This window comes from uncultured Rossellomorea sp. (assembly GCF_947488365.1).
Classification (GTDB): Bacteria; Bacillota; Bacilli; order Bacillales; family Bacillaceae_B; genus Rossellomorea.
On sequence record NZ_CANKZT010000004.1, the window covers coordinates 244768 to 269600 of the forward strand.

At 41.7% G+C, this 24833-nt stretch carries 21 protein-coding genes, 1 other RNA gene and 1 riboswitch; of the genes, 16 read left to right on the top strand and 6 right to left on the bottom strand.

Annotation, left to right across the window (positions count from 1 at the left end):
- Positions 1-42 precede the first annotated feature (42 nt).
- From Q1B03_RS15700 to Q1B03_RS15755, 12 genes are all read left to right on the top strand, one after another.
- Positions 43-1227 (top strand): phosphoglycerate kinase, encoded by a 1185-nt coding sequence (locus tag Q1B03_RS15700; protein ID WP_299743322.1) that lies wholly within the window; start codon positions 43-45, stop codon positions 1225-1227.
- A 59-nt stretch (positions 1228-1286) separates the two neighbouring features.
- Positions 1287-2051 carry a triose-phosphate isomerase gene (gene tpiA / locus Q1B03_RS15705; protein WP_299743325.1) on the top strand — a complete coding sequence of 255 codons (765 nt, stop codon included), beginning with the start codon at positions 1287-1289 and terminating at the stop codon, positions 2049-2051.
- Positions 2044-3579, top strand: a complete 1536-nt coding sequence (gene gpmI, locus Q1B03_RS15710) for a 2,3-bisphosphoglycerate-independent phosphoglycerate mutase (protein ID WP_299743328.1) — start codon at positions 2044-2046, stop codon at positions 3577-3579. Before tpiA ends, gpmI begins: the two co-directional genes overlap by 8 nt.
- Positions 3580-3592: 13 nt before the next feature.
- Positions 3593-4885 carry a phosphopyruvate hydratase gene (gene eno / locus Q1B03_RS15715; protein ID WP_044338271.1) on the top strand — a complete coding sequence of 431 codons (1293 nt, stop codon included), beginning with the start codon at positions 3593-3595 and terminating at the stop codon, positions 4883-4885.
- Positions 4886-5417: 532 nt separating this feature from the next.
- Positions 5418-5645: a preprotein translocase subunit SecG gene (gene secG, locus Q1B03_RS15720; RefSeq protein ID WP_044338270.1), complete on the top strand. Its 228-nt coding sequence runs from the start codon at positions 5418-5420 to the stop codon at positions 5643-5645.
- Positions 5646-5996: 351 nt separating this feature from the next.
- Positions 5997-6743 carry a carboxylesterase gene (locus tag Q1B03_RS15725; RefSeq protein WP_299743348.1) on the top strand — a complete coding sequence of 249 codons (747 nt, stop codon included), beginning with the start codon at positions 5997-5999 and terminating at the stop codon, positions 6741-6743.
- Positions 6744-6770: 27 nt separating this feature from the next.
- Positions 6771-9113, top strand: coding sequence for a ribonuclease R (gene rnr, locus Q1B03_RS15730; protein ID WP_299743351.1), 2343 nt, complete (start codon positions 6771-6773; stop codon positions 9111-9113).
- Positions 9114-9233: 120 nt separating this feature from the next.
- Entirely contained in the window at positions 9234-9704 is a 471-nt protein-coding gene (smpB, locus tag Q1B03_RS15735; protein WP_044338267.1) for an SsrA-binding protein SmpB, read from the top strand.
- Positions 9705-9854: 150 nt separating this feature from the next.
- Positions 9855-10218, top strand: a transfer-messenger RNA (tmRNA) gene (gene ssrA / locus Q1B03_RS15740).
- A gap of 274 nt (positions 10219-10492) precedes the next feature.
- Positions 10493-10885: a DUF3139 domain-containing protein gene (locus Q1B03_RS15745; RefSeq protein ID WP_299743356.1), complete on the top strand. Its 393-nt coding sequence runs from the start codon at positions 10493-10495 to the stop codon at positions 10883-10885.
- A gap of 138 nt (positions 10886-11023) precedes the next feature.
- The gene (locus tag Q1B03_RS15750) at positions 11024-11413 is read left to right on the top strand and encodes a cupredoxin domain-containing protein (RefSeq protein WP_299743359.1); all 390 of its coding nucleotides are present in this window, start codon (positions 11024-11026) and stop codon (positions 11411-11413) included.
- 203 nt (positions 11414-11616) lie between these two features.
- A complete protein-coding gene (locus Q1B03_RS15755) occupies positions 11617-12177 on the top strand; it encodes a hypothetical protein (RefSeq protein ID WP_299743362.1) in 561 nt (186 codons plus the stop codon).
- A 2-nt stretch (positions 12178-12179) separates the two neighbouring features.
- Here Q1B03_RS15755 and Q1B03_RS15760 read toward each other — a convergent pair whose 3' ends face one another.
- Positions 12180-13592 (bottom strand): sorbosone dehydrogenase family protein, encoded by a 1413-nt coding sequence (locus tag Q1B03_RS15760; protein ID WP_299743364.1) that lies wholly within the window; start codon positions 13590-13592, stop codon positions 12180-12182.
- Positions 13593-13871: 279 nt separating this feature from the next.
- Here Q1B03_RS15760 and Q1B03_RS15765 point away from each other — a divergent pair, with 279 nt between their 5' ends.
- Positions 13872-14390 carry an undecaprenyl-diphosphatase gene (locus tag Q1B03_RS15765; RefSeq protein WP_299743367.1) on the top strand — a complete coding sequence of 173 codons (519 nt, stop codon included), beginning with the start codon at positions 13872-13874 and terminating at the stop codon, positions 14388-14390.
- 117 nt (positions 14391-14507) lie between these two features.
- Here Q1B03_RS15765 and Q1B03_RS15770 read toward each other — a convergent pair whose 3' ends face one another.
- The gene (locus tag Q1B03_RS15770; protein ID WP_299743369.1) at positions 14508-14996 is read right to left on the bottom strand and encodes a hypothetical protein; all 489 of its coding nucleotides are present in this window, start codon (positions 14994-14996) and stop codon (positions 14508-14510) included.
- Between the two features lie 163 nt (positions 14997-15159).
- On the opposite strand from Q1B03_RS15770, the gene Q1B03_RS15775 reads away from it, so the two are divergent.
- Positions 15160-15987, top strand: a complete 828-nt coding sequence (locus tag Q1B03_RS15775; RefSeq protein WP_299743370.1) for a DUF2935 domain-containing protein — start codon at positions 15160-15162, stop codon at positions 15985-15987.
- 445 nt (positions 15988-16432) lie between these two features.
- Here the strand turns inward: Q1B03_RS15775 and Q1B03_RS15780 are convergent, their stop codons facing one another.
- The 3 genes from Q1B03_RS15780 to Q1B03_RS15790 are packed head-to-tail and all read right to left on the bottom strand — an operon-like array spanning position 16433 to position 21198.
- Positions 16433-18229 (bottom strand): ABC transporter substrate-binding protein, encoded by a 1797-nt coding sequence (locus Q1B03_RS15780; protein WP_299743372.1) that lies wholly within the window; start codon positions 18227-18229, stop codon positions 16433-16435.
- Positions 18230-18260: 31 nt separating this feature from the next.
- Entirely contained in the window at positions 18261-19772 is a 1512-nt protein-coding gene (locus Q1B03_RS15785; protein ID WP_299743374.1) for an ABC transporter permease, read from the bottom strand.
- A gap of 13 nt (positions 19773-19785) precedes the next feature.
- A complete protein-coding gene (locus tag Q1B03_RS15790; protein WP_299743984.1) occupies positions 19786-21198 on the bottom strand; it encodes an ABC transporter permease in 1413 nt (470 codons plus the stop codon).
- 179 nt (positions 21199-21377) lie between these two features.
- Between Q1B03_RS15790 and Q1B03_RS15795 the strand changes: the two genes are divergently transcribed.
- Positions 21378-23117: an ABC transporter ATP-binding protein gene (locus Q1B03_RS15795; protein WP_299743987.1), complete on the top strand. Its 1740-nt coding sequence runs from the start codon at positions 21378-21380 to the stop codon at positions 23115-23117.
- Between the two features lie 56 nt (positions 23118-23173).
- On the opposite strand, the gene Q1B03_RS15800 is transcribed toward Q1B03_RS15795, so the two are convergent.
- Entirely contained in the window at positions 23174-23359 is a 186-nt protein-coding gene (locus tag Q1B03_RS15800; protein WP_299743376.1) for a hypothetical protein, read from the bottom strand.
- Between the two features lie 239 nt (positions 23360-23598).
- A riboswitch (SAM riboswitch) is annotated at positions 23599-23702 on the top strand.
- Positions 23703-23876: 174 nt separating this feature from the next.
- On the opposite strand from Q1B03_RS15800, the gene Q1B03_RS15805 reads away from it, so the two are divergent.
- Positions 23877-24794: a sulfite exporter TauE/SafE family protein gene (locus Q1B03_RS15805; protein ID WP_299743378.1), complete on the top strand. Its 918-nt coding sequence runs from the start codon at positions 23877-23879 to the stop codon at positions 24792-24794.
- The last annotated feature ends 39 nt before the right edge of the window (positions 24795-24833 follow it).

The following is a 24833-nucleotide window of genomic DNA, read 5'->3' on the forward strand; positions in this document are numbered from 1 at the left end:
GAAAAAGATGTAGAAATTGAAAACTAAAGGAGGCCTTTTACGATGAACAAAAAGTCGATTAAAGATGTCGATGTAAGAGGGAAACGCGTATTTTGCCGTGTAGACTTCAACGTACCGATGTCTGAAGGCAAGATTACAGATGAAACTCGTATTCAAGCTGCTCTTCCTACTATTAAGTACTTAGTGGATGGCGGAGCTAAAGTCATTCTGGCTAGTCACTTAGGGCGTCCTAAAGGTGAAGTGGTGGAAGAACTGCGCTTGACCCCGGTAGCCGAAAGACTTTCCGAACTTCTTGGGAAAGATGTAGCAAAAGCCGATGAAGCTTATGGTGAAGCTGTTCAAACCAAGATCAGCGACATGGCTGAAGGCGACGTTCTTGTACTGGAAAACGTCCGCTTCTACCCGGGAGAAACAAAGAATGATCCTGAACTCGCAAAAGAATTTGCAGCGCTTGCCGATCTTTATGTGAACGATGCATTCGGTGCGGCTCACCGTGCACATGCTTCTACTGAAGGAATTGCCAAGCATCTTCCAGCTGTAGCTGGCCTTCTGATGGAGAAAGAACTGGACGTATTAGGAAAAGCTCTATCTAACCCTGAACGCCCATTTACAGCAATCGTTGGCGGAGCAAAAGTAAAAGACAAAATCGGTGTCATCGACAACCTATTAGATAAAGTGGACAACCTGATCATCGGTGGAGGACTTGCTTACACATTTGTGAAAGCCCAAGGCCATGAGGTAGGAAAATCCCTTCTTGAAGAAGACAAAATTGATTTAGCCAAGCAATTCATGAAAAAAGCAGAAGATAAAGGTGTTAAATTCCTTATGCCTGTTGATGTAGTCGTTGCTGATGACTTCTCAAATGATGCAAATACGAAGGAAGTGGATATTGATTCGATTCCTTCTGATTGGGAAGCACTTGATATCGGGCCTAAGACTAGAGCGTTATTCCAGGATACGATCAAAAGCTCTAAGCTTGTGATCTGGAACGGACCGATGGGTGTATTCGAATTAGAAACATTTGCAAATGGAACGAAAGCCGTAGCGGAGGCGTTAGCCGATGCAACAGATACATATTCTGTTATCGGTGGCGGTGACTCTGCAGCAGCCGTTGAAAAGTTTGGCTATGCTGATAAGATGAGTCATATTTCTACAGGTGGTGGAGCATCCCTGGAGTTCATGGAAGGAAAAGAACTTCCTGGAGTAGTGGCTCTTAACGATAAATAATCGCTTTTCAAAGACCAACAATTTTTGGAACCGATTATATAACAGAAAGGATGAGTACAATGCGTAAACCGATTATTGCGGGTAACTGGAAGATGAATAAGACTTTATCGGAAGCAAAATCTTTTACTGAAGAAGTACAAGGATTAGTTCCTGATCAAGAGGTTGTCGATTCTGTCATCTGTTCTCCAGCCCTATTTTTAGAAAGCTTAGTGAACATTTCAAAAGAATACAAGGTAGAAATTGGTGCTCAAAATATGCACTTCGAAGAAAACGGAGCATTTACAGGGGAAGTCAGTCCTGTAGCGCTTTCTGATTTAGGCGTAAAGTATGTCATCCTTGGGCATTCAGAGCGTCGTGAAATGTTCAATGAAACAGACGAGTCAGTGAACAAAAAGACTCTTGCTGCTTTCAAACACGGGTTAACTCCAATCGTTTGTGTAGGGGAGACGCTCGAGCAACGTGAAAATAATGAAACAAAAGAACTTGTTGGTAACCAAGTGAAAAAAGCACTTGCCGGCCTATCAGCAGATCAAGTGAAACATACCGTCATTGCTTACGAACCAATCTGGGCAATCGGAACAGGTAAGTCATCTACAGCTGAAGATGCGAACGAAGTATGTGCTCATATCCGTCAAGTGGTTGCAGGAGAATTTTCTCAAGAAGCAGCAGACGCAGTGAGAATTCAATATGGTGGTAGTGTAAAACCTGGGAACATTAAAGAATACATGGCCCAATCAGATATCGATGGAGCCCTTGTAGGTGGAGCAAGCCTTGAACCACAAAGCTTCTTGCAGCTTTTAGAAGGGGCAAGCACACATGAGTAAGTCACCAGTAGCGTTAATCATCTTAGATGGTTTTGCTTGCCGTAACACAAAAGAAGGAAATGCTGTAGCCCAAGCGAACAAGCCGAACTTTGATCGCTTGTGGAATCAGTACCCTCATAATCAATTAACTGCAAGTGGTGAAGCAGTAGGACTTCCTGAAGGACAAATGGGGAACTCCGAAGTGGGTCACTTGAATATTGGTGCAGGACGTATCGTGTACCAAAGCTTAACACGTGTGAATTTAGCGATTCGTGAAGGTGAATTCGAAACGAATGCCACTTTCCTTGACGCCATCAATCATGCAAAGGAAAAAGGCACAAATCTTCATATCTTCGGACTACTTTCGGATGGCGGAGTGCACAGCCATATCGAGCATCTTTATGCCCTTCTGGGTTTAGCGGCCAAAGAAGGAATGAAAGATGTTTATGTCCATGCCTTCCTTGACGGTCGAGACGTCGGCCCTCAAACGGCGAAGAAGTATATTGAAGACGCTGAAGCGAAAATGAAAGAAATCGGCGTGGGTCAATTTGCGACGATTTCTGGTCGTTACTATTCCATGGACCGTGACAAGCGGTGGGAACGTGTGGAGAAATCCTACCGTGCCATGGTTTACGGTGAAGGTCCAAGCTATCACGATCCGATGGAACTTGTGAACGATTCATATGAAAATGGAATCTACGATGAATTCGTCATTCCATCCGTGATGACGAAGGAAAACGGAGAGCCGGTTGCAACAATTAAAGACGATGACGCTGTAATCTTTTACAACTTCCGTCCTGACCGTGCGATCCAAATCTCAAATACATTTGCGAATGCAGATTTCCGTTCATTTGAACGTGGAGAGAAGCATCCGAAGAACCTTCACTTTGTCTGCTTAACACGATTCAGTGAAACGGTAAATGGATTTGTGGCATTCAAACCGACAAATCTTGATAATACACTTGGTGAAGTCCTTTCCCAAAACGGACTGAAACAATTACGTATCGCCGAGACGGAGAAATACCCTCATGTCACCTTCTTTATGAGTGGCGGACGTGAAGATGAATTCCCGGGAGAAAAACGAATTCTCATCGATTCTCCTAAGGTGGCAACGTATGACTTAAAGCCTGAAATGAGTGCGTATGAAGTAACGGATGCTTTACTTGAAGAAATCCGTGAAGACCGTCAGGATGCGATTATCCTGAACTTTGCAAACCCGGATATGGTCGGACACTCAGGGATGCTTGAGCCGACGATCAAAGCGGTTGAAACAGTGGATGAGTGTCTTGGGAAAATCATAGACCTTATCACTGAAAAAGGTGGAACAGCCATCATCACTGCGGACCACGGGAATGCAGATGAAGTTCTGACCGAAGAAGGCAAGCCTATGACGGCTCACACAACGAACCCGGTCCCTGTCATCGTAACGAAAGAAGGAATCGAACTTCGTGACGGTGGAATTTTAGGAGACCTAGCTCCAACCATGCTTGATTTATTAAATGTTAATCAACCAGCCGAAATGACTGGAAAATCACTAATTAAAAAATAAGGAGAGATTCTAAATGCCATTTATTACAGACGTATACGCTCGTGAAGTATTGGATTCACGCGGTAACCCAACAATTGAAGTAGAAGTATATACACAATCAGGTGCTTTCGGACGCGCACTAGTTCCATCTGGAGCTTCAACTGGTGAATACGAAGCAGTTGAACTTCGTGACGGTGAAAAAGGCCGCTACCTTGGTAAAGGGGTACAAAAAGCAGTCGATAACGTAAACAACGAAATCGCTGAAGAACTGATCGGTTATGACATCACTGAGCAAGTAGCAATCGACCAAGCGATGATCGCTCTTGACGGTACAGAAAACAAAGGTAAACTGGGAGCGAATGCAATCCTTGGTGTATCTATGGCTGTAGCTCGTGCAGCTGCTGACTTCTTCGGAGTGGAATTATACCAATACCTTGGTGGATTCAACGCGAAACAGCTTCCAGTACCAATGATGAACATCGTTAACGGTGGAGAGCACGCTGACAACAACGTAGACATCCAGGAATTCATGATCATGCCTGTAGGAGCTTCTACATTTAAAGAAGGTCTGCGCATGGGTACAGAAATCTTCCACAGCCTGAAATCAGTACTTAAAGGTAAAGGCTACAACACTGCAGTAGGTGACGAAGGCGGATTCGCTCCAAACCTTAAGTCTAACGAAGAAGCACTTTCTACAATTATCGAAGCAATCGAAAAAGCTGGTTACAAGCCAGGAGAAGAAGTTCTTCTTGCAATGGACGTTGCAGCTTCTGAAATCTACAATAAAGAAGACGGTAAGTACCATCTTTCAGGTGAAGGTGTTGTTCGTTCATCTGCAGAAATGGTTGATTGGTATGAAGAAATGTGCAACAAATATCCAATCGTTTCAATCGAAGACGGTCTTGACGAAAACGACTGGGATGGTTTCAAACTTCTAACTGAGCGTATCGGTAAGAAAGTTCAGCTAGTTGGGGATGACTTATTCGTTACAAACACAACTAAGCTTTCTCAAGGTATCGAGCAGGGTATCGGTAACTCGATCCTGATCAAAGTGAACCAAATCGGTACACTTACTGAAACATTCGACGCAATCGAAATGGCGAAACGTGCTGGTTACACAGCAGTCATCTCTCACCGTTCTGGTGAAACAGAAGACAGCACAATCGCTGACATTGCAGTAGCAACAAACGCCGGTCAAATCAAAACGGGTGCTCCATCACGTACAGACCGCGTAGCGAAATACAACCAACTTCTTCGCATCGAAGATCAATTAGCTCACACAGCTCAATATCTTGGAGCGAAAACATTCTATAACGTTAACCGCTAATACAAGCAATTTGAAAAGCAGTCCCGTCTTTGGATGGGGCTGCTTTTTTGATTTTTGATGGCATTATTTTATCTATATCACCACCCTGGTTTGCCAAGGCACGTTACAATTAACGTTTTTCAGCTAAAAAAAGGGTTTGACAAGCTAAAGAAGAACGTTTCAATGGTGATGTAGTCCATTTCATTCGATTCTTTGCGGAGAAGACTGTTCCAAGGGGCTTTTAAGGGGGACTCGGATGGAAATCCGGCCGTTTTGGGTGGGAATCCAGCCGTTTTTGAGAAAAATCCGGCCGTTTCAGATGAAAATCCAGCCGTTTTCGAAAATAATCCGGCCGAAATAACCCAAAATCCAGCCGATTAACATTTTATCCCAAAATCGAATCGCATATCTCATTTTATTCCATCCCCACACCGACATGCGTTCGCGTCCCTAACCAACTCTTTCCACAATTCAAACAATATTACCTTGTCCACTGCATAATCCCTATGGTAAACTAGTAGTAATGTTATGTTCGTATCAGGAGGTGGGACTCATGCACACAATACTCGTCACTTTACTTATCATCGTATCAATCGCACTTATCGCCATTGTATTACTTCAATCAGGTAAAAGTGCTGGACTTTCAGGGGCCATCTCTGGTGGTGCAGAACAACTTTTCGGAAAACAAAAAGCTCGTGGTATTGACTTAGTACTGCACAGAATCACAATCGTATTATCGGTACTTTTCTTCGTACTAACCATTGCCATCGTAGCTATCTAATACGTACAAAAACCTGATCATTAAGGTCAGGTTTTTTTATTTATCATGTAAGTGGGGTAGCGGGTGATCCCTTCTATGCGTGAAAACAAACTTACTTTTCAAGCGAAATATTGGATTGTCTGACCAATGTTTGCTAAAAATAGAGAAGAACGAATCTTTAAAAGAGAGAAGCCTGCAGTATCAATCTTTTCCACAACTAATCAAACGTCTGTTTCACAAAAAAAAAGAGAAAATCCTATTACATAATAAAATCATTTAAACAATTGTTTAACAGGTTCAGGCCCTGCAAATCAAGGTTCCTATCAACTAATCAAACGTTTGTTTAAAATCAGATAAAAGGAGTTACTAGTCATGAAAACTGTATTACCAAAACCATTCACATTTGAAGCAGGTCCCCGTGCTGTTCTTTTACTACATGGATTTACTGGGAATTCTGCCGACGTCCGGATGCTTGGACGCTACTTGGAGAAGAAAGGCTATTCATCACATGCCCCTCACTATAAAGGACATGGGGTTCCACCTGAAGAATTGGTACATACCGGTCCTGAAGATTGGTGGCAGGATGTCATGGATGGCTATGAGCATTTAAAGAGTAAGGGATATGAAGAGATTGCGGTTGCCGGCCTTTCTCTTGGAGGGGTATTTTCTCTTAAATTAGGTTACACTGTACCTGTAAAGGGTATTGTCCCTATGTGTGCACCGATGTATATAAAAAGTGAAGAAGTCATGTATAAAGGGGTCGTGGATTACGCCCGTGAATTTAAGAAGTTTGAAGGAAAACCGGAAGGACAAATTGAAAAAGAAATAGAAGAGTTTAAGAAAACACCGATGAATACGTTGAAAGCCCTGCAGCAATTGATAGCGGATGTACGGGAAAACGTGGATATGATTTATTCACCGACGTTTGTGGTACAAGCAAGACATGACCATATGATCAATACGGATTCTGCGAATATCATCTATGATAACGTTGAATCCGATGACAAAGACATTAAGTGGTATGAAGAGTCTGGTCATGTCATTACATTAGATAAAGAAAAAGAACAGCTTCATGAAGACGTCTACGGTTTCCTAGAGAAATTGGACTGGACGGTTTGATGAATTCGATGATCAGGAGGGATTGTCATGGACGAAAATATTAAAGAGCATGTGGATAGGCTCCTTTCCTATATGAAGGAAGAAGCATACAAGCCATTGACGGTACAGGAGCTTGAAGAAGCATTCGGAATTAAAGGGTCCACGAACTTCAAGGACTTCGTAAAGGCTCTTGTCGTAATGGAAGAGAAGGGGTTAGTCGTTCGCACTAGAAGCAATCGCTACGGCCTGCCTGAAAAAATGAATCTGGTAAGAGGGAAAGTATCCGCTCATGCAAAAGGATTTGCGTTTGTGATACCGGAAGAATCCGGGATGGACGATATCTTCATCCCTCCTAATGAAACGAATAACGCCATGCACGGCGATATTGTATTAGTAAGAGTGTCTACTTCTTCTTCAGGTTCGAGAAGAGAAGGAACCGTCGTCCGGATCGTCGAACGTGGTGTCGACCAAATGGTTGGTACGTTTACGGAAAGTAAGCATTTCGGATTCGTGATTCCCGATGATAAAAAGTTTGCCAGTGACATCTTTATCCCTAAATCTGCTCAAATGGGGGCAGCCGAAGGACATAAGGTCGTCGTGAAATTAACATCTTATCCTGAGGGACGTAAAAGTGCCGAAGGGGAAGTCATCGAAATCCTCGGGCATAAAAATGATCCGGGAGTCGATATTCTGTCGATCATCCATAAGCATGGGATTGACGTTGAATTCCCTGAAGAGGTCATGGATCAGGCGAATAAGGTGCCAAGTGAAATCGACGAATCGGAAATTCCAAACCGGAAAGACCTTCGTGATCAGACCATCGTCACGATCGATGGCGCAGACGCTAAGGATCTGGATGATGCCGTAACGGTGACGAAACTGGACAATGGGAACTACAAACTTGGAGTACATATTGCAGACGTCACGTATTATGTCAAAGAAAGCTCCCCAATTGATCAGGAAGCCTTTGATAGAGGAACTTCAGTATATCTGGTAGACCGGGTAATCCCAATGATTCCTCACCGGTTATCGAATGGTATTTGTTCTCTTAATCCCAAGGTCGATCGTTTAACTCTATCCTGTGATATGGAAATTTCACCTGATGGCGATGTCGTGAAACACGAAATCTTCCAAAGCGTCATTAAAACTACGGAACGAATGACGTATTCTGATGTCAACAAAATTCTTGTCGATAAAGACGAAGAACTTCGAAAAAAATACGAGCCGTTAGTACCGATGTTCGAAGAAATGGAAGATTTAGCGCAGGTTCTTCGTACGAAACGCATGAAGCGTGGAGCCATCGACTTCGATTTCAAAGAAGCGAAAGTACTTGTCAATGATGAGGGAGAACCGACGGATGTGGTTCTGCGTGAACGCTCGGTAGCCGAAAAGCTGATCGAAGAGTTCATGTTAGTGGCAAATGAGACGGTTGCTGAACATTTCCACTGGATGGAAGTGCCGTTCATCTATCGTATTCATGAAGACCCGAAGGAAGACAAGTTGCAGCGCTTCTTCGAATTCATTACGAATTTCGGTCTGATTGTAAAAGGGACAGCGAATTCGATTCACCCTCGGGCTCTTCAAGAGATTGTGGAGGACGTCCAGGGGGAACCTGAAGAGATGGTCGTTTCGACGATGATGCTTCGTTCCATGCAGCAGGCGAAATATGACCCTGAAAGCCTCGGTCACTTCGGACTGGCGACAGAGTTCTACACTCATTTCACTTCACCGATCCGTCGTTACCCTGACTTGATTGTTCACCGTTTGATCAGAACTTATTTAATTGAAGGGAAAATTGATCAGGCAACCCGTGAAAAATGGGGTGCTCAAATGGGCCACATCGCTGAGCACACATCAAGCCGTGAGCGTCGTGCAGTGGATGCAGAGCGTGAGACAGATGAACTGAAAAAAGCAGAGTATATGGAAGACAAAGTGGGAGAAGAGTACGACGGTATCATCAGTTCCGTTACGAACTTCGGACTGTTTGTCGAATTGCCTAACACGATTGAAGGTCTTGTTCATGTGAGCTATATGACGGACGACTACTACCGGTTTGATGAGCGTCACCTCGCCATGATCGGTGAAAGAACGGCAAACGTATTCCGAATCGGTGACGAGATCACCGTTCGTGTCGTGAGCGTCAATAAAGATGAGCGTTCCATAGACTTTGAAATCGTAGGAATGAAGAGTAATCGCAAGGAGCGCGAAGACCGCGTTCGCTCGATCCGCTCTGATAAAGGAAAATCGGACCGTGGAAAATCGAATCGATCTTCAGACCGTAAAAAGGACGGCGAGTGGTCAACGCGTCCGCCGAAAAACAACAAGAAGAAAAAGACGAATAAGAAACACTTTGAAAATGCGCCTCGAAGCAAACGTAAAAAGAAGAAATAAGGGGTGAGGAGCAATGGGATATCCTTTGCTCCTTTTCCTTTCCAAGTGTTTCGGTACAATTTTTCCGGGAGTTATGAGATAATAAACAGTAAACTCTAGAAAGAAAATGAGGGGATTCTAATGCCAAAGGGAGAAGGCAAGCTTATTGCCCAAAATAAGAAAGCTCGTCATGACTATGCCGTAGAAGAAACTTATGAGGCGGGTCTAGTACTGCAAGGAACAGAAATTAAAGCAATCCGTGGCGGCCGGGTGAACTTGAAGGATTCTTTTGCCCGTGTTCAAAATGGAGAAATTTTCGTTCATAATATGCATATCAGTCCTTATGAACAGGGAAATCGATTTAATCACGAACCTCTCAGAACACGTAAGCTGCTGCTCCATAAAAAGCAAATCAATAAGTTGATCGGTGATTCGAAGGAAGCAGGATATAGTATCGTTCCACTAAAGCTATATATCAAAAATGGTGTAGCTAAGCTTCTGATCGGTCTTGCCCGTGGTAAGAAGAAGTATGATAAACGTGAAGATTTAAAACGAAAAGAAGCGAACCGCTCTATCCAGAGAGAACTGGCTCAGCGTCAAAAAGGCATGTGATTGTACAGATTTCCGGAATCTGGCATTTGCAATTATCTCAGGATTTGTTATACTAATAGATGTCGCGAGGTAATCTTGTGGCTGTAAGAACAATTGAATAAGTGACTTACACGCTGAACTTATTCTTTCCCGTTCTTCCCTTTCTATCATGGGGACGTTACGGATTCGACAGGGATAGTTCGAGCTTAGGTTGCGAGCCGTGGGGATCGTCCACGATAAAACGTCAAAGCCAATAATAACTGGCAAAACTAACAATAACTTAGCTTTAGCTGCGTAATAGCGCTTTAGCTGTTCCTCCCTCCATCGCCTATGTGGTAGGGTAAGGGACTCACTCTTAGTAGGCTACGCCGGAGTCCACCGTCTGAGGACAAAGGAAGAGAACAATCAGACTAGCTGCACGGACGCCCGTCGATAGGCAGAAGCTGCAGTGAACTTGCGAATATATCGACTACGCTCGTAGACGCTTAAGTGGCGATGTTTCTGGACGTGGGTTCGATTCCCACCGTCTCCACCAAATACATATTTGGTGGTTTTTATTTTATCGATTTTAAGATTAGGCTTTAAAATACCTATATTATGTGCCAATTTTGAGCCATGCTCTGTTTGAATGCAGAAGCATGGCTTTTATTATTCACTTGAAGGACCAGTTTAATAGAATAACCTTTCTTACAACTTCCTAAATAAACTGACAATTTAATTGTGAATAAACCCCATTAGTGTATAATTACACTAATGGGGTATTCGTTTACAACTAAATTTAGAGTTTTTTAAAAAGGAGTAAAAAGGTAATGGTCAATTTTATCAAAAACAGAAAATCAACTATCATTACGATCACATTGGTTAGTATTTTTCTTACTTATTTATCATACATCGTCTATACAGATATAGGTGAGAAAAAGCGATATGAGGCAATATTTAGGTACTTGACAGTAGAGAAAGGATATAAAGAAAGTGATATATCAAAGATTGAAGCCGTACATTCAATACAGGCTTTTTTATTTTCCTATGAACCATGGAGTATACCGGTAGTATTTAATGACGAACCAAATGCTATTTATTATTATCATTATAACGACGGAGTAATTAGTCAGGGTGGTATTTCAGGTTATACAGAAAGTGAAGTATATAAACATTTTGAAAGTGTTAAGGGAGGGTTGGATAAAAGTAAATTGAGCGATTGAAACATCCATTAGGACTTCAAAAGCAAGAGATCTGGGGCTCCAAGATAAAAAGTTCTATTTGAGGGGCGTTGAAACCAAATTTATAGAGTAATTTGCTATGAATTAGAAAAAATAGTGTTTAGGAAGGAGGGATAGCGAATGTCTATGAAAAGGGTAACAGGATTAGTCGTTGTGTTTGCAATGGTTATGGTGTTGACCACTCTAGGATCACAAGGCGTATTTGCCGAATCAGGTACTGTAACTCAGCTTATGGAGACGGAGAAAGTGATGATTGAGGTCGAGTTGAAAGATGATTACTTTAATCCGGAAGTCATCACGATTCCAAATGGGACAGCCACAACGTTGATATTGAAAAACAAAGGTAAGAAAGAGCACACCTTCACTGTGGAAAAGCTTGGGGTTGACGCCGAGGTCCAGCCAGGAAAAGAAAAAACGATTACTGTGAATCCGAAACAGCGTGGTACATATGAATTGATATGCCGGTACCATTTCCAGGAAGGAATGGTTGGGAAAGTAATCATCAAATAAAAAGCGGGCCTATATGGCCTTGCTTCTTTTTGTAAAGGAAATCCACTTATTATGACCGTGATCTCATCATGACAATTGAATTTCCTTCACAAACGGATGCTAAGTTCAGAAATGGATCTATGTATTATTCATAATAGTTCCACCTCTTATAAATGGTAAATAGTATATAGGATAACTGATACTAATTTGAATGGGGTGGAAAGGTGAAATATTTTAAACCTGTATTTGATGACGTTCGTTCATCTCAACTAATATTCACTCATCATAAAAAAACGATGAAGTTCAGTTTAGTGTCTATTTTTGCCTGTATTGCTGGTATTCTGCAGGCTGCTGGTGGCTTTTTACCAGGTATAGGATATTTAATAAGTCCCCTCGCCACTGCACCTATTCTGTTATGTTCCATGTTCTCCATTCCATTTGGAGGAATGTCCTATTTACTGACAATCATGTTGTTATTTATCCTGCAGCCCACTGAACTAATTGTCTTTCCTTTTACAACAGGATTGTTAGGACTTGGCATAGGGGGATCCTTTCACTTTTTTAGAGAGAGAGTAAGTATCATTGCTACAGGTGCCATTCTTTTAATGGCAGGAATTATGAGCCTGCTATTTATTGTTGACTTCCCGGTTTTAGGGCCTGCATCCCCTGGTTTCTTTTCATTACTTACAACGGGAATTATATGTGTATTTGCTTTTCTTTATAGCTGGTTGTGGGTTGAAATGGCTTTAATCCTTTATAGAAGATTAAAGAGGATGATTATTTAAGATCATGGAATTATTTCAAAAACAGTGCCTTGGTTAAGGTCAGTCACTTTCGTAGAGCTATAAACCCCTAAATATAATCTTGTCTGCTTTAGATTCGTCCCCAAACTAACATAATAGGCAGATTGAGACCCAAAATCATAATCGGTCTGTATCACACTAAACTCATTTTGTTTACCATTTAGCCTTACGGTGGTGTAAGCTAAGGCCCCTCTAACCTGAGGGTGGGATTCTTTCCGGGCAAGATCGGTGAACACAACGCTTCCTGTTAAACCAGGGATTCTTTTCCCCATATACGGCTGGACTCCTGTAAGTGCAGTTCCTTCAAACTTATCGGGTCTGGTGTCTTTATGAAAATAACTAGTTAATGGATGAAGTCGGTTTCCTGAAAGTGTTACTGCTTCATTGTAAAAGGCAATAGATTTCTCATCCCAATCCGGAGTTCGTGAGCAGGCTTTAATAATCGAAGCAGGAAAATCACCTTCCCAGCCCCGCCAGCCAAAGTTGATGAACTCTTCATAGTCATGTTTGAAATTCATGGAAGAAGCTTGAACAAGCTGAGTAACCTGTATTGGCTGATACTGAACAAATGAAAAAATCGACTCGACCAGATGCTGTCCGACATTTCCAACATATTTAATATACTGATTATAGTATCTTTGAAATGAAATGCCTGGTATATTGCGAACCCCCTTGGCCATTACGGTGAGCGTTTCCTGAATAGATGTGGGAAGTTCATTAAAACGAGTGACAATGGGTGGGTTATTGATGGGTGTATTCTTATTTACATCAATTTCAATTATTTTACCAGATATTTCCATGTTGTCCTGACTTAAGTTAAATGGATCATAGCCAGACCCGCCATCTCCGGTTGTTAAAACAAGGTTACCTGTTTCGGGTGAGAAATTTAAACTATTGAACCCATTATGATTATAAAATGGTCTTCTTAAATTAAGCAATGTCCGTCGTTTCCTGGGTGTCCCATTCGCATGTAATATCCATTCTTCGATCGTATCAATATGATCATATTGATTTTCCCTATTTGTCCACCTGAGGTTTAATGTTGCAGGATCACACGGGTCAGGCTTATAAGACTCATCAAGCGCACCTGATCCTTCTGTTCCAGCGGCTGAATAATGAAGATAAAACAGACCGTTCAAAGTAAACTCTGGATGAAATGCCAGCCCCAGTAATCCCCGTTCATCATAACCGCCTCCAGAAACGCCCAGTCTTAGAATTCGTGAGCGAATATCTAAAAACGTCCGGATAACTCCATTTCTTATGTAAAAGATTTCTCCTACCTGGGTTGCGATAAATAGTCTTTCCCTTGAGTCACCCGGGAGTAAAGCCGTTTTCAACACAGTGGGTAAATTGATCTTACTTACGATAGGCTGTAAACCAACTTTTACTTTTATCAACTGACTTTGCCCTCCTTCTTATTGTTTTCTTATGATAAGAATATGATTTGAACCGTCTATTAGTACAAAATCAGGCGGGAATCAGACAAGGCTTATGGAGCGTCAGCTTGGTTTACAACCCTTGTTTACTGATGATACTGTGAAAAGTTACTGACTATTGCTATCTTTATGAATTGGTTTTCCAATAACGGTATAAAAATGAATTCATAAATAGATTTTTACATACATCACGCTTTAATAGGGGATTTTATTGGTATCTATCAAAATGGAGGCATATTTATGGACTACAAACTATTCAGTGCAATCAACCTGCTTTCTGGTCGCTCGGAACCGGTTGATTTACTGATGATCTTTTTATCAAAAAAGATTCGTTATGTTTTTATATTTGTTTTGCTATTCATGTGGTTTCGAAATGATCATTATAGAAGAGTGTCGTGGAATGCAGTGATGTCTTCTGTAATTACTTTGTTTCTTCACACTTTGGTTAAGTTATTCTACTTTAAGCCGCGTCCATTTGCCAAACGGCGGGTCGGCATACTCATTCCATCAAGAACGGATTCTTCATTTCCAAGTAAGCATACCTTGCTGGCATGTGCCGTTTCTACGTCCATTTTTCTTTATGATCGTTTCCTTGGTTCGATCATGTGGATACTATCTGTGTTGACAGGTCTTTCCCGGATTTGGCTGGGACATCATTATCCATCTGATATTATCGGAAGTGCCATCATAGCCTCTATGACCAGCATGGTAGTGAGTAAAACTGCTGGTGGTTTTAAAGGTGAAGGAACACATCACTGAGTGAAGGTTCATTACATGAGCGTGGAAATTTACTATAAGAAAATAGCAACGGCAAAAACCTCTCTTCGTTCAATAGCGATGAGAGGTTTTTTCTTTAAATAACCACGGAATGACCTATTAACTTTCCACTTGCTCCTCTTTTTTAATCGTGCCGGAAAAAACGTTCTCATACAAATACTGAAATCCATACATAAATATCGATTTTAATAAAAAGAGTAACGACAGCTGCATTCGTGTAAACCTGATCAAGGTGACATATCCGATCCTCTTGAACCAATTCAACATGAAGATAGTGAAAAAAGAATCTACAATCAAATTAACCAGGAAATAGATCCAGAACTTCCCGTATGTGTATTTAAATATCCAAAATGACCCAACAAAAAAAGGACCTAGAATCAATGGCAGTTCAGCCAGTACATTCGGTTTGATGGAAAAAGGAAACCACCACCATTTTCTCCGGGTAGCCAAAATGCCCTCTGCTACTAAATATACGCACATAAACAGTGTACCGGGTAGAAATCTAATGAACGTTTTTTTGCGCAGAAGTGGAAGGGATAACCAGGGCAGCAAGGCCATTAACATAATCATTTGTTTTCTATTCTTCATAGAAGGACACCCTTTTCATCATAGTGGTAAATATATTCTTCCTTTTTTATGAAAAACTTATGTACATTCGTGCACGATTCTTTAATCTAATGGTAGTTCTGAATGAAGTCCTTCTTTTTTCACTCCTAATTAAATATATAAATAATAAAAAGGGGGTAAAAATGTGGCGAATCAAATGATCACGACATGGGAGGAGCACTTATTCTGGCTTGAGGTATTACAGGATCATGCTTATTTCATCAGAGACCACTTATCTGCCGCTGAAGCAGAGTATGTGGGTGTTTCACAGCAGTACATTCAACTATTCGGGGAGCTTATCGACCAATTAAACCGCGTTCCGCGTACAGCAGACCATCAGGATGAAACCATGGTCTGGTTTTCGAATAAGGTGTGGCCGGTGGCCAAAGGTTATTTCGAATTTGAAGGAATGCTGCAATCGTTAAGGATCGATAATAAAGTTAATCTAAATTTATCCCCTACTTACCTAAATGGCACGCTTGCAGAAAACCAGGAATACTTGCGGATTTTAATGTATCTCCAGAAGGGTGAAGAGCCAGAACCGCTTCCTTTGGTGAATTTGATGGATTTATGGCTTGAAGATCAGCTGGGGCACGCGGTATTATTTCAAAACATACTCGATCCCATAGAAATTAACGCGAGCAGGCAGGCAGAGGCTTATATTAACCAATATCAAGTGTATATCATTCAAAATCGGCATCTGAAAGGATATCTCCGATTTAAGCAGCCTGGCTTCGCCCGGCAGAGGGAATTTGCCCATGAAGTTGGTCAAACGACTTTGGAAATGAGTCAGTATATCTCTGGAATGGTTATGAAATATAATAAGAAAAAACTGCTGAATAAAACCACTCTCCGTTTTTTAGAACATCATTTCCCTGAAACCTGTTATTTCATTAAAAAGCTCAGCTATTATTCTCCAAAGCTCAAGGAGGCTGCCGGGACTTGCTCACTAAAAAGAGCCACCTATTTATAATAGAGGGCAGGGGATATGAAATTTTCCCGGTATAAAGAGCCTGTCGTGGTGAGGATTCTTCCAGCTTCATTCATCAGGAGGAAACTTCGATACGTATGGATCAGTCGAAGGTGAATGGAAGTAGTCATAATCGGATTAAATGTCATCTTTCTAAATAATCAATCTATAAAGCGCTTGGGGATGGATTGCCTGTTAACAAAAACGGATATTTTGATAGGAGAGAATCTTCCAATGTATTTGCCTGTTAAAAATAGATTGATATTTAACAGGCAATCGTTAATTGTCGTCACCATGAGCCACAAATAAACGAAAAAAACGGAACTCCTAAGGGACCGGCTAGAGTACCTTCCGGAAATGAACTTTTATATATTCCAACAAGTACTGATCTTAAGTTAAGTTCACACAAAAAACGCCTGCCCCTTTAACATTTGGGCAGGCGTTCTTCTTATTTACTCTCTTGATATTTCTTCAAGAACTCTTTCACTTTCTTCGAATCGGCTTTCAATTCGTTCCCGGTATCTACGAGTGGGCTTACCGTCGATACTGCTTTGATTTTATTTCCTTGATAATAGTTGATGAATTCTTCCTGGTTGATGGAGTATAGGACGGCTTTTCTCAGGTCATCACTTTTCGCTACTTCCCGCTCGTTAGTGTTAAAGAGAAGATAGCTGACTCCGTTGCTTTCGATTCGTTGAAGCTTTAATTTTTCATCGTCTTCTACTACACCGTATTTCGTTTCAGGAACACCATAATACATGTGAACTTCTCCGTTACGCAAGGCAGATAGTGCACTTTCTGGTTCAGCGATGAATCGGACTTTGATGTTTGAGATCTTTGGTTCGTTCTCGGTTCCTTTCATGTAGGCAGGATTCTTTAAGAAGACTGCTTCATAATCATTTTTATGAGAAAGAATGTATGGGCCGCTGGCATAAAGAGTGTTATCGTATTGAGCGCCTTCAGTGACGGTGTTTTGATCTCCGTAAGGGATGTCTTTGTTGACATCGAATGAAGCTACATCATATGTGTTAATGCTTTCTACTTGTTTTTTCGATACAATTCCGGCAGATTGGTGAGCCAGGTAGTTCAGGACTTGCGGGAAAGGTTCTGTTGTAGTCATTTTCACGACTTGGTATTTCCCTTCGTCATTATTGGCATCCGCTTTATCAGAAACCAGTTCTGAAATCTCTACATCCAGATCTTTTTCAAGGCTTTCTCTTATTGTCTCACCATTGTTCGATTTACTATCCAATGCTTTAAGGTCGGTTACGACTTCAGCATCTTTAATATGTTCGTGGAGGCTGTACGTACGATGATCGGGTACAGAGTCTTTGTCTTTTGCACGGTTCAGAGAGAAGGTGACGTCGTCTCCTCCAACGCGTTCTCCCGTATCAACTGCTTTTTTATCGGTGATTTTGGCAAAGTTAATATCATCCCTTAGAAGGAAATAATACTCGGAATTCCCTTCTCCGATGCTGTAATTGTGAGAAAGAGAACCTTTTGACGTGATTTGATCATCATCTGTCAAGTTAATCAGGCGAACATACATATTAGTGTTGATTGTGTTGATTGAACCGTCATTCCCTTTAATCGGATCAAGGGATGTTAGAGTCGATGCTGTTTGTTGCATGATAAGCGGTTCTGTTTCACGTTTGGCTTTGTCGTTGAAATCCATCGTTTCCCATGCAAGTGCACGGGATTTAGAGAGTCGAACTGTATTGGGGTCAAGAATCTCTTGATTGATCCCTTGAGCTTTGTAAGAGATATAAAGAGGGGCGATATACGCTTTATCGAACACAAGGCGCTGCTCCAGGTCTTTATATGTTTTGGTGTAATCTTCAGGTGTCTGGGTGCTGGCTTTGTCGATTAATGCATCTACTTCTTTGTCAGCCAAAATGCTGTAGTCCCCGCCTGATTTGAACACGGAACGTACGGCATAATCAGGGTTTCCTGTAACGGTCGTCCAGCTGGATAACGCTACGTCAAAGTTTCCTGCTTCCTGTTGAGATTTGAAGCTTCCGTAATCAGGTTGCAAATTTAATTTGACTTCAAATCCATTTTTCACAAGTTGATCACGAAGAATGTTGATGTCGGTTTCTCCCGTGCTCATTCCAAGAATTTCAATGGTTGGTTTTGTTGAATTTCCATCGTTTTTGCTGTCTTCGGCAACGTCTGACTTTGTGTTAACGCAACCTGCAGCAAATACAATAAGGGCAAGAAATATGGTGAAGATTGATTTTTTCAATAGAATTACCTCCTAAAATGTCATATTTCAATTAATCTAGCTTTGGATCCAAAGCATCCCGCAGTCCATCTCCTAAAAAGTTAAACGAAAGAACAAGCGTGATAATGGCAAGACCAGGATAAATGGCCAGATAAGAGTGGGACTCCAGATACGTGCTTCCAATTTTCAGTATATTACCCCACTCTGGTATGTGCGGTTCGATACCGAGACCGAGGTAGCTCAAGCTGCTCGTGGCAATCACGGCGCCGCCGATGGTCAGAGTTGACTTAACGATCATCGGTGCAAGGGAGTTCGGAATCACATGTTTGAAGATGATTTCGAAATCATTAGTGCCAATAGCTCTGGCAGAATCTACATATTCATAGTTTGATACCATTAATACATTAGCCCGCATCGTTCTTGCATATGTGGGAATGGAACCTACGCTCAATGCCAGGATGAGCGTGATCGTATTCGAACCGAATGCCGCAATGATGACAATGGCTAATAGAATACCAGGAATGGCGTAAAGGATATCCAGTAATCGCATAATAATATTATCGGTGCGCTGTCCATAGTATCCAGATACTGCTCCAAGTATCCCTCCTATGATAAATGGAATGATCGTAGAGAAAAAACCGACAATAAGAGAGATACGGGCACCAAAGATGATTCTTGAAAACAAATCTCTTCCGTAGTCATCTGTTCCCAACGGGTAAGCAGGACTAGGCGGTTGAAGAATGGCAGAATAGTTATTTTCGATGGCCATGCTGTAATCAAACGTTAAATAGCTGCAAACAGAAATCGAGAATAAAAATACGATAAAAAACAGCCCGAGCATGGAAGTCATATTAGCGGTGACTTTCTCCCATACTCTGTACCAAGTACCGGTACCGGGATTCTGGTTTTGTCTTACCTTCATCAGTAAGTTCCAACCGAGTAAGACGGCGAACATATTACCGGTGATCCCTGTTACGAAAAGAAAGCTTGAGATGCCGATTATCCATTTTGGCATCACCTGCTGATCACCAATCTTTATGATCAGGACCAATACCGCCAAGTGAAATACTGTAACGATTCCGAGTAGAAATATGCCTAAAAGAAATGTATCGGATACGTACGGTTTAAATAGATTAAGAGCGGAGACGGCCATGATAAAAACTTGAGTCAAAATCATATAAACAGCAAAAGTATACTCAGGAGTCTTCCTTTCTTTTATTAGCAAAAAGGCAGCACTCACGACAAAAATATTTCCAGTCATCACGCTTAAAAGCTGAATGTATCCCAGTCTTCTGGTATTCCTTTGAATATAGCCGGCTGCATTTAAATCACGTCGGATTAAAAATGTGATGAGTACTTGTATGCCCGTAAAGAAAGCAAAGGCTATAAATACTCCAAAAACATTAGGCTTGATGGTCCCTGTTGAAAGGTCAAAGCTGTTAAACAACAGAATCAACGTAATCGCCAAGGAAAGAACCCATGTAAAGGTGGACTGGGTATATTCTGATGACACCTTCAACGCAAATCTTCTTAGATAATGTGGTACTTCTACTATCGTTGACATGCTTACACCTGCTTTAATAATGTTTCATCTTTGATCGGATTCTTGGGTCGAAGAACGCGTACAAAATATCAATCAGTAGGTTCACGAGAGAGATTGTAATCGCAATATATACAACGCCCCCCATAATACTTGGGATGTCCGGGATGAACTGTTTGTCAACGATATAACTCCCGAGACCACTGATATTGAATACCTTCTCTGTGACGGCTGCGCCACCGAGCATACCTCCGAACAGCAGACCAATCACGGTAATAACCGGGATCATAGCGTTTTTCACTGCATGCTTCCACAGTACCTGCCTCTCATTGAGGCCCTTTGACCTTGCTGTCGTAATATAGTCTTCATTAATCACTTCGAGTGTGGATGACCTCATCATCCTGGCGATGGCCGCCGTAAGAGCAGTTCCGAGAACCACAGCGGGCATGATGATCGACAGCCAGTTGTTGGGACTATACGTAGCAGGAAGCCACTTCCACTTAATTGAAAAGTTCAGGATGAAAATCAATCCTTGCCAAAAATTCGGGATGGATAAGCCGATCAGGGCAAGGAACATAAACGTATAATCAAAAAATGATCTTGTTTTCGTCGCAGATATGATCCCAATCGGTATGGCGATTGCAATCGCCATCAAGAGAGAAATCACAGCAAGCGTAAGGGTGATCGGAAATTTCCTCGCAATACTGGAGGATACTTCTTCATTCCCTGTGAATGAAGATCCAAGATCAAAGGTTGCGATCCCTTTAATCGTATTCCATAACTGGACGAGGTAAGGTTGATCCAAACCGTATATGTGGTTGAATGCCGCGATTTGATCTTTTGTAGCGGTTTCACCGAGAATATTTGCCGCCGGGTTAAAAGGTGAAATATAAAGGATCGTAAAGACGAGAAATGCGACCCCTATGATCACAAACATGCTCATGACAAGGCGCTCGAATATGTATTTGATGTAATGATTGCTATACAAGAATAGCAATAGATACATAGGTGAGCCTGGTAAAAAGGAAAGGATCAGAAAATAAGGACTGGAAATAAGAGATTGAAAGGTTTCATCGTATGTTACTTTCTGTAAACCTTGTAGAGCGAGCTGTTTTTCCGTTCTTTCAACGGCAGTCTGTTCAAGATAAACTTCGGCTAAGCGTTCGGCCTTTTTTTGAATCCTAGGAAGAGGCGTATGTTGATTGAAGAATTCTTTCTTTTGAAGAAGCTCTTCGACAAATGAACGTTGCCGTTTATCTTTTAGACCCTCTTCATAGAGTTCTGCTTTTGTTTGATTTAATTGCGTTAAGAATGGATCTTTCCTTTTTCTATAGAGGTAAAAGAAAAAGACGACCAGATTGACTGGTAAGCCCAAGATCAGAATAAGGTATCTGTAAATGGTCCGGCGCTGCATATTGATGTACGTTCGCTGGAGCATGTCAGATACCATTGTGGTAGCTGGGGAACCCGTGCTTGTGGCTTTAACCGTTTCCATTTGTTCATGCAAACCTCCTTTATAAAATTCAAATTGCATTATTCCGATCTGTTTAGTATATTTTAAATACACATTTATGAAAAATCAATGTAAATTTTAAAAAATTTTACATATTGTCGTGGAAGGTGGAAATGATGGAAGAAATTTTAAGAGTAACCAACTTACGAGTATCCTTTCAAACAATGGATGATGAATTTGAAGCCGTTCGAGGTATCAGCTTTGATGTGAAACAGGGGGAAACCCTTGGAATCGTTGGAGAGTCAGGCAGTGGGAAAAGTGTGACGGCCCGGTCCATCATGAGGCTTCTTCCCACACCGCCTTCTTATGTAAAACATGGTGAAATTCTCTTTATGGGTGAAAACATAGCCGACAAGTCAGAAAAAGAGATGCAGTGCATTCGCGGTAGGGATATCGGGATGATCTTTCAGGATCCAATGACCTCTTTGAACCCGACGATTCGAATTGGCAAACAAATTGCCGAAAGCTTGATGAAGCATCAGGGTTTGTCCAGCAGTGAAGCGAAAACCGAAGCCATTGGAATTTTGAAATTAGTGGGAATCCGCAATAGTGCAGAGCGTTATAATCAGTATCCCCACGAATTTTCCGGTGGTATGAGACAGAGAGTCATGATTGCCATCGCCCTCGCATGCCGGCCAACCTTGTTAATCGCCGATGAACCAACAACCGCCTTGGACGTTACGATACAAAAGCAGATCCTCAACGTTATGAAGCACATGCAGGAACGTTTCGGTACATCCATCATTTTGATCACCCATGATCTTGGTGTGGTGGCAGGAATGTGTGATCGGGTGATAGTGATGAAGGAAGGCGAGATTGTGGAATCCGGAACCACTGAAGAGATTTTTGAAATGCCCAAACATCCGTATACATTAAAGCTCCTGAATGCCTTGCCACGTCTCGACGAAGAAAAAAAGAAGAAGCCGACACCACTTCAAGCAAGGAGCGAAAGACCCTTGCTTGAAGTGAAGTCTCTTCAACAGCACTTTGATCTGGGGAAAGGAAATCGTCTTAAAGCAGTGGATGATATCTCTTTCTTTATTCTGGAAGGGGAGACTCTTGGTCTTGTAGGAGAATCAGGCTCTGGAAAATCCACAACGGGGAGAGCGATTCTTCGCCTTCATGAACCTACTGCAGGTGACGTCTATTATCAAGGAATGTCCGTGAACAGAATGAATAAAAGAGAAATGAAGGCGATGCGCCGCCATATGCAAATGATCTTTCAGGATCCATATGCTTCCCTTAATCCAAGATTCAAAGTACTTGATATTATTGGCCATGCGCTGGATATCCACGGTCTTTATAAGACTAAGAAGGAACGGAAAGATCGGGTAGAGGAACTATTGGAAATGGTAGGACTGAGTGCCTCCCATGCAAAGCGTTATCCACATGAATTCTCTGGGGGACAAAGGCAGAGGATCGGAATCGCCCGTGCATTAGCCGTAGAGCCGAAATTCATCGTATGCGATGAGCCGTTATCAGCTCTCGATGTTTCGATTCAATCGCAAATTGTAGACCTATTAGAGGATCTGCAGCAACGCCTCGGACTTACCTATTTATTTATTGCCCATGATCTCTCAATGGTCAAGCATATTAGTGACCGGGTTGCTGTAATGTACGCAGGAAAAATTGTAGAGCTGGCTGACAGCGAAGAGTTATACTCCAATCCTAAGCACCCGTACACCAAATCATTGCTTTCTGCCATCCCAATCCCCGATCCAAAGATCGAGAAGCAAAAAGAACGTGTCTTACTAGAGGAGCAAACGGATGAAGACAAATATCAGTTAGAGAATTCCGAGCTGGTAGAAGTCTCAAAAGGTCATTGGGTTGCCACTCCGGTGAAAGTAAGTGTATAAGGCTCATAAAGAAAGCTCAGCCAAGAGGATGGCTGAGCTTTCTTTTATGTGAGTCGTTATGATTGAAAGTGGATCGATTGAAGTCCACAATGTGGATGTTGGGTATGAATTTCTTTTTCGTAATACTCCAGAAGTTGTGAATGAGATAATCGGTGCAGGTCCTTTTTTATTTCTGGCAAGGCAGCTTCGAGAATATGAAGAATTACTTTTCTTTGATTGAGTTGGTTCAGATTGGAAATCATGATCTTCCTCCTTCAAAAAAATCAAGATGATTTAGAAAACAGAGCAAAAAAATAAACCATAGGCATTGTGGGGTGCCTTTGGTTTTCCAATGAGCATAGGGGATATGGAAGGGATTTAATTTATCTTAATTCAGATAAAGTTTACCTGTCAAGTAGGAATTATTTTGTCTGACACGCATATAATGCTTGAAAAGGTGTTGACATTGAAAGAATATTAAGATAAATTATGTTTTAACATATCCTTATGAAGAGCCGGGGGAAGAAACTGGTCTGATGATCCCGCAGCAACCTCTATGTATTGAAGGTGCTAAGTCCAGCAGGCAAATTGCCTGGAAGATAAGGAAGAGCTGAATGAATCAACCATTCCTCTCCTTATTGGGAGAGGTTTTTTAATGGAATAATGCTTGAGCTGATTGGAAAACCAAAGGCTCTAAACCTAATACAGGTTTAGTGCCTTTTTTTTAGGTTTAATTCCGAGTATTCCAATATAAATAATAGATCAGAAAGAGGGAACGAAATGAGAAAATTAATCATCTTTGCACTTGTAGGTTTCTTTGCACAGTTAGTGGATGGATCACTGGGTATGGCGTTTGGTTTAACATCATCTTCACTTTTATTAGCTTACGGAGTTGCCCCTGCTGTCGCTTCAGCCTCCATTCATATGTCTGAAATTGCGACAACGGCAGCTTCAGGAATATCACATTTTAAATTTGGGAATGTCAATAAACGAATGGCGGTGTTGTTATTAATCCCGGGTGCCATAAGTGCCTTTATTGGTGCAGCATTTCTCAGTAATATTCCAGGGGGATTGATCAAGCCATATATTTCTACTTTTCTATTGATTTTAGGTATATATATTTTCATTCGATTTCTATTTTTCTCACAATCAGGCTCAAGGAGACAAGAAGTTGGCAAAAAGACAATCCTGACCAAAAAGCGATTCCTCTTTCCTTTGGGTGCCGTTGCTGGATTCTTTGATGCAATCGGAGGCGGGGGATGGGGGCCGATCAATACACCGGTATTATTGGCAAACAAGAATGCAACACCAAGAGAAGTAGTCGGGACCGTTGATACAAGTGAGTTTGTCGTCACGATAGCTGCCACTTTAGGATTCGTCATCTTTCTCGGCTGGGAACAATTCAACTGGTTCTGGGTAAGTGCCTTTGTCATTGGTGGCGTACTTGCTGCTCCCCTTGCTGCATGGCTGGTTCGGATCCTGCAACCTTATTTGCTGGGAGTATTAGTAGGTGGATTCATTGTATTGACCAACTTAAACACATTATTAAAAGCTGGAGAAGTGAGTCCTGGATTATCAACAGCAGCATATGTATTGGTGGTTTTAGGCTGGATATCCGGAATCATCTATAGTCTGGTGAAGAATGGAAAAAAACAAGGTCTCCACCAAGACCATGACCAGGCTACTCTTTCTCATTAATATTTAATGGAGGGGCGGAGATGTCCAAACATTTGCGGG

Coding starts and splice junctions, on each gene's coding strand:
- Q1B03_RS15800 (WP_299743376.1), bottom strand. CDS start 23,359: ATGATTTCCAATCTGAACCAACTCAATCAAAGAAAAGTAATTCTTCAT.
- Q1B03_RS15765 (WP_299743367.1), top strand. CDS start 13,872: ATGGACTACAAACTATTCAGTGCAATCAACCTGCTTTCTGGTCGCTCG.
- Q1B03_RS15790 (WP_299743984.1), bottom strand. CDS start 21,198: ATGGTATCTGACATGCTCCAGCGAACGTACATCAATATGCAGCGCCGG.
- smpB (WP_044338267.1), top strand. CDS start 9,234: ATGCCAAAGGGAGAAGGCAAGCTTATTGCCCAAAATAAGAAAGCTCGT.
- Q1B03_RS15750 (WP_299743359.1), top strand. CDS start 11,024: ATGTCTATGAAAAGGGTAACAGGATTAGTCGTTGTGTTTGCAATGGTT.
- Q1B03_RS15770 (WP_299743369.1), bottom strand. CDS start 14,996: ATGAAGAATAGAAAACAAATGATTATGTTAATGGCCTTGCTGCCCTGG.
- secG (WP_044338270.1), top strand. CDS start 5,418: ATGCACACAATACTCGTCACTTTACTTATCATCGTATCAATCGCACTT.
- Q1B03_RS15785 (WP_299743374.1), bottom strand. CDS start 19,772: ATGTCAACGATAGTAGAAGTACCACATTATCTAAGAAGATTTGCGTTG.
- tpiA (WP_299743325.1), top strand. CDS start 1,287: ATGCGTAAACCGATTATTGCGGGTAACTGGAAGATGAATAAGACTTTA.
- Q1B03_RS15795 (WP_299743987.1), top strand. CDS start 21,378: ATGGAAGAAATTTTAAGAGTAACCAACTTACGAGTATCCTTTCAAACA.
- gpmI (WP_299743328.1), top strand. CDS start 2,044: ATGAGTAAGTCACCAGTAGCGTTAATCATCTTAGATGGTTTTGCTTGC.
- Q1B03_RS15725 (WP_299743348.1), top strand. CDS start 5,997: ATGAAAACTGTATTACCAAAACCATTCACATTTGAAGCAGGTCCCCGT.
- Q1B03_RS15700 (WP_299743322.1), top strand. CDS start 43: ATGAACAAAAAGTCGATTAAAGATGTCGATGTAAGAGGGAAACGCGTA.
- rnr (WP_299743351.1), top strand. CDS start 6,771: ATGGACGAAAATATTAAAGAGCATGTGGATAGGCTCCTTTCCTATATG.
- Q1B03_RS15805 (WP_299743378.1), top strand. CDS start 23,877: ATGAGAAAATTAATCATCTTTGCACTTGTAGGTTTCTTTGCACAGTTA.
- eno (WP_044338271.1), top strand. CDS start 3,593: ATGCCATTTATTACAGACGTATACGCTCGTGAAGTATTGGATTCACGC.
- Q1B03_RS15745 (WP_299743356.1), top strand. CDS start 10,493: ATGGTCAATTTTATCAAAAACAGAAAATCAACTATCATTACGATCACA.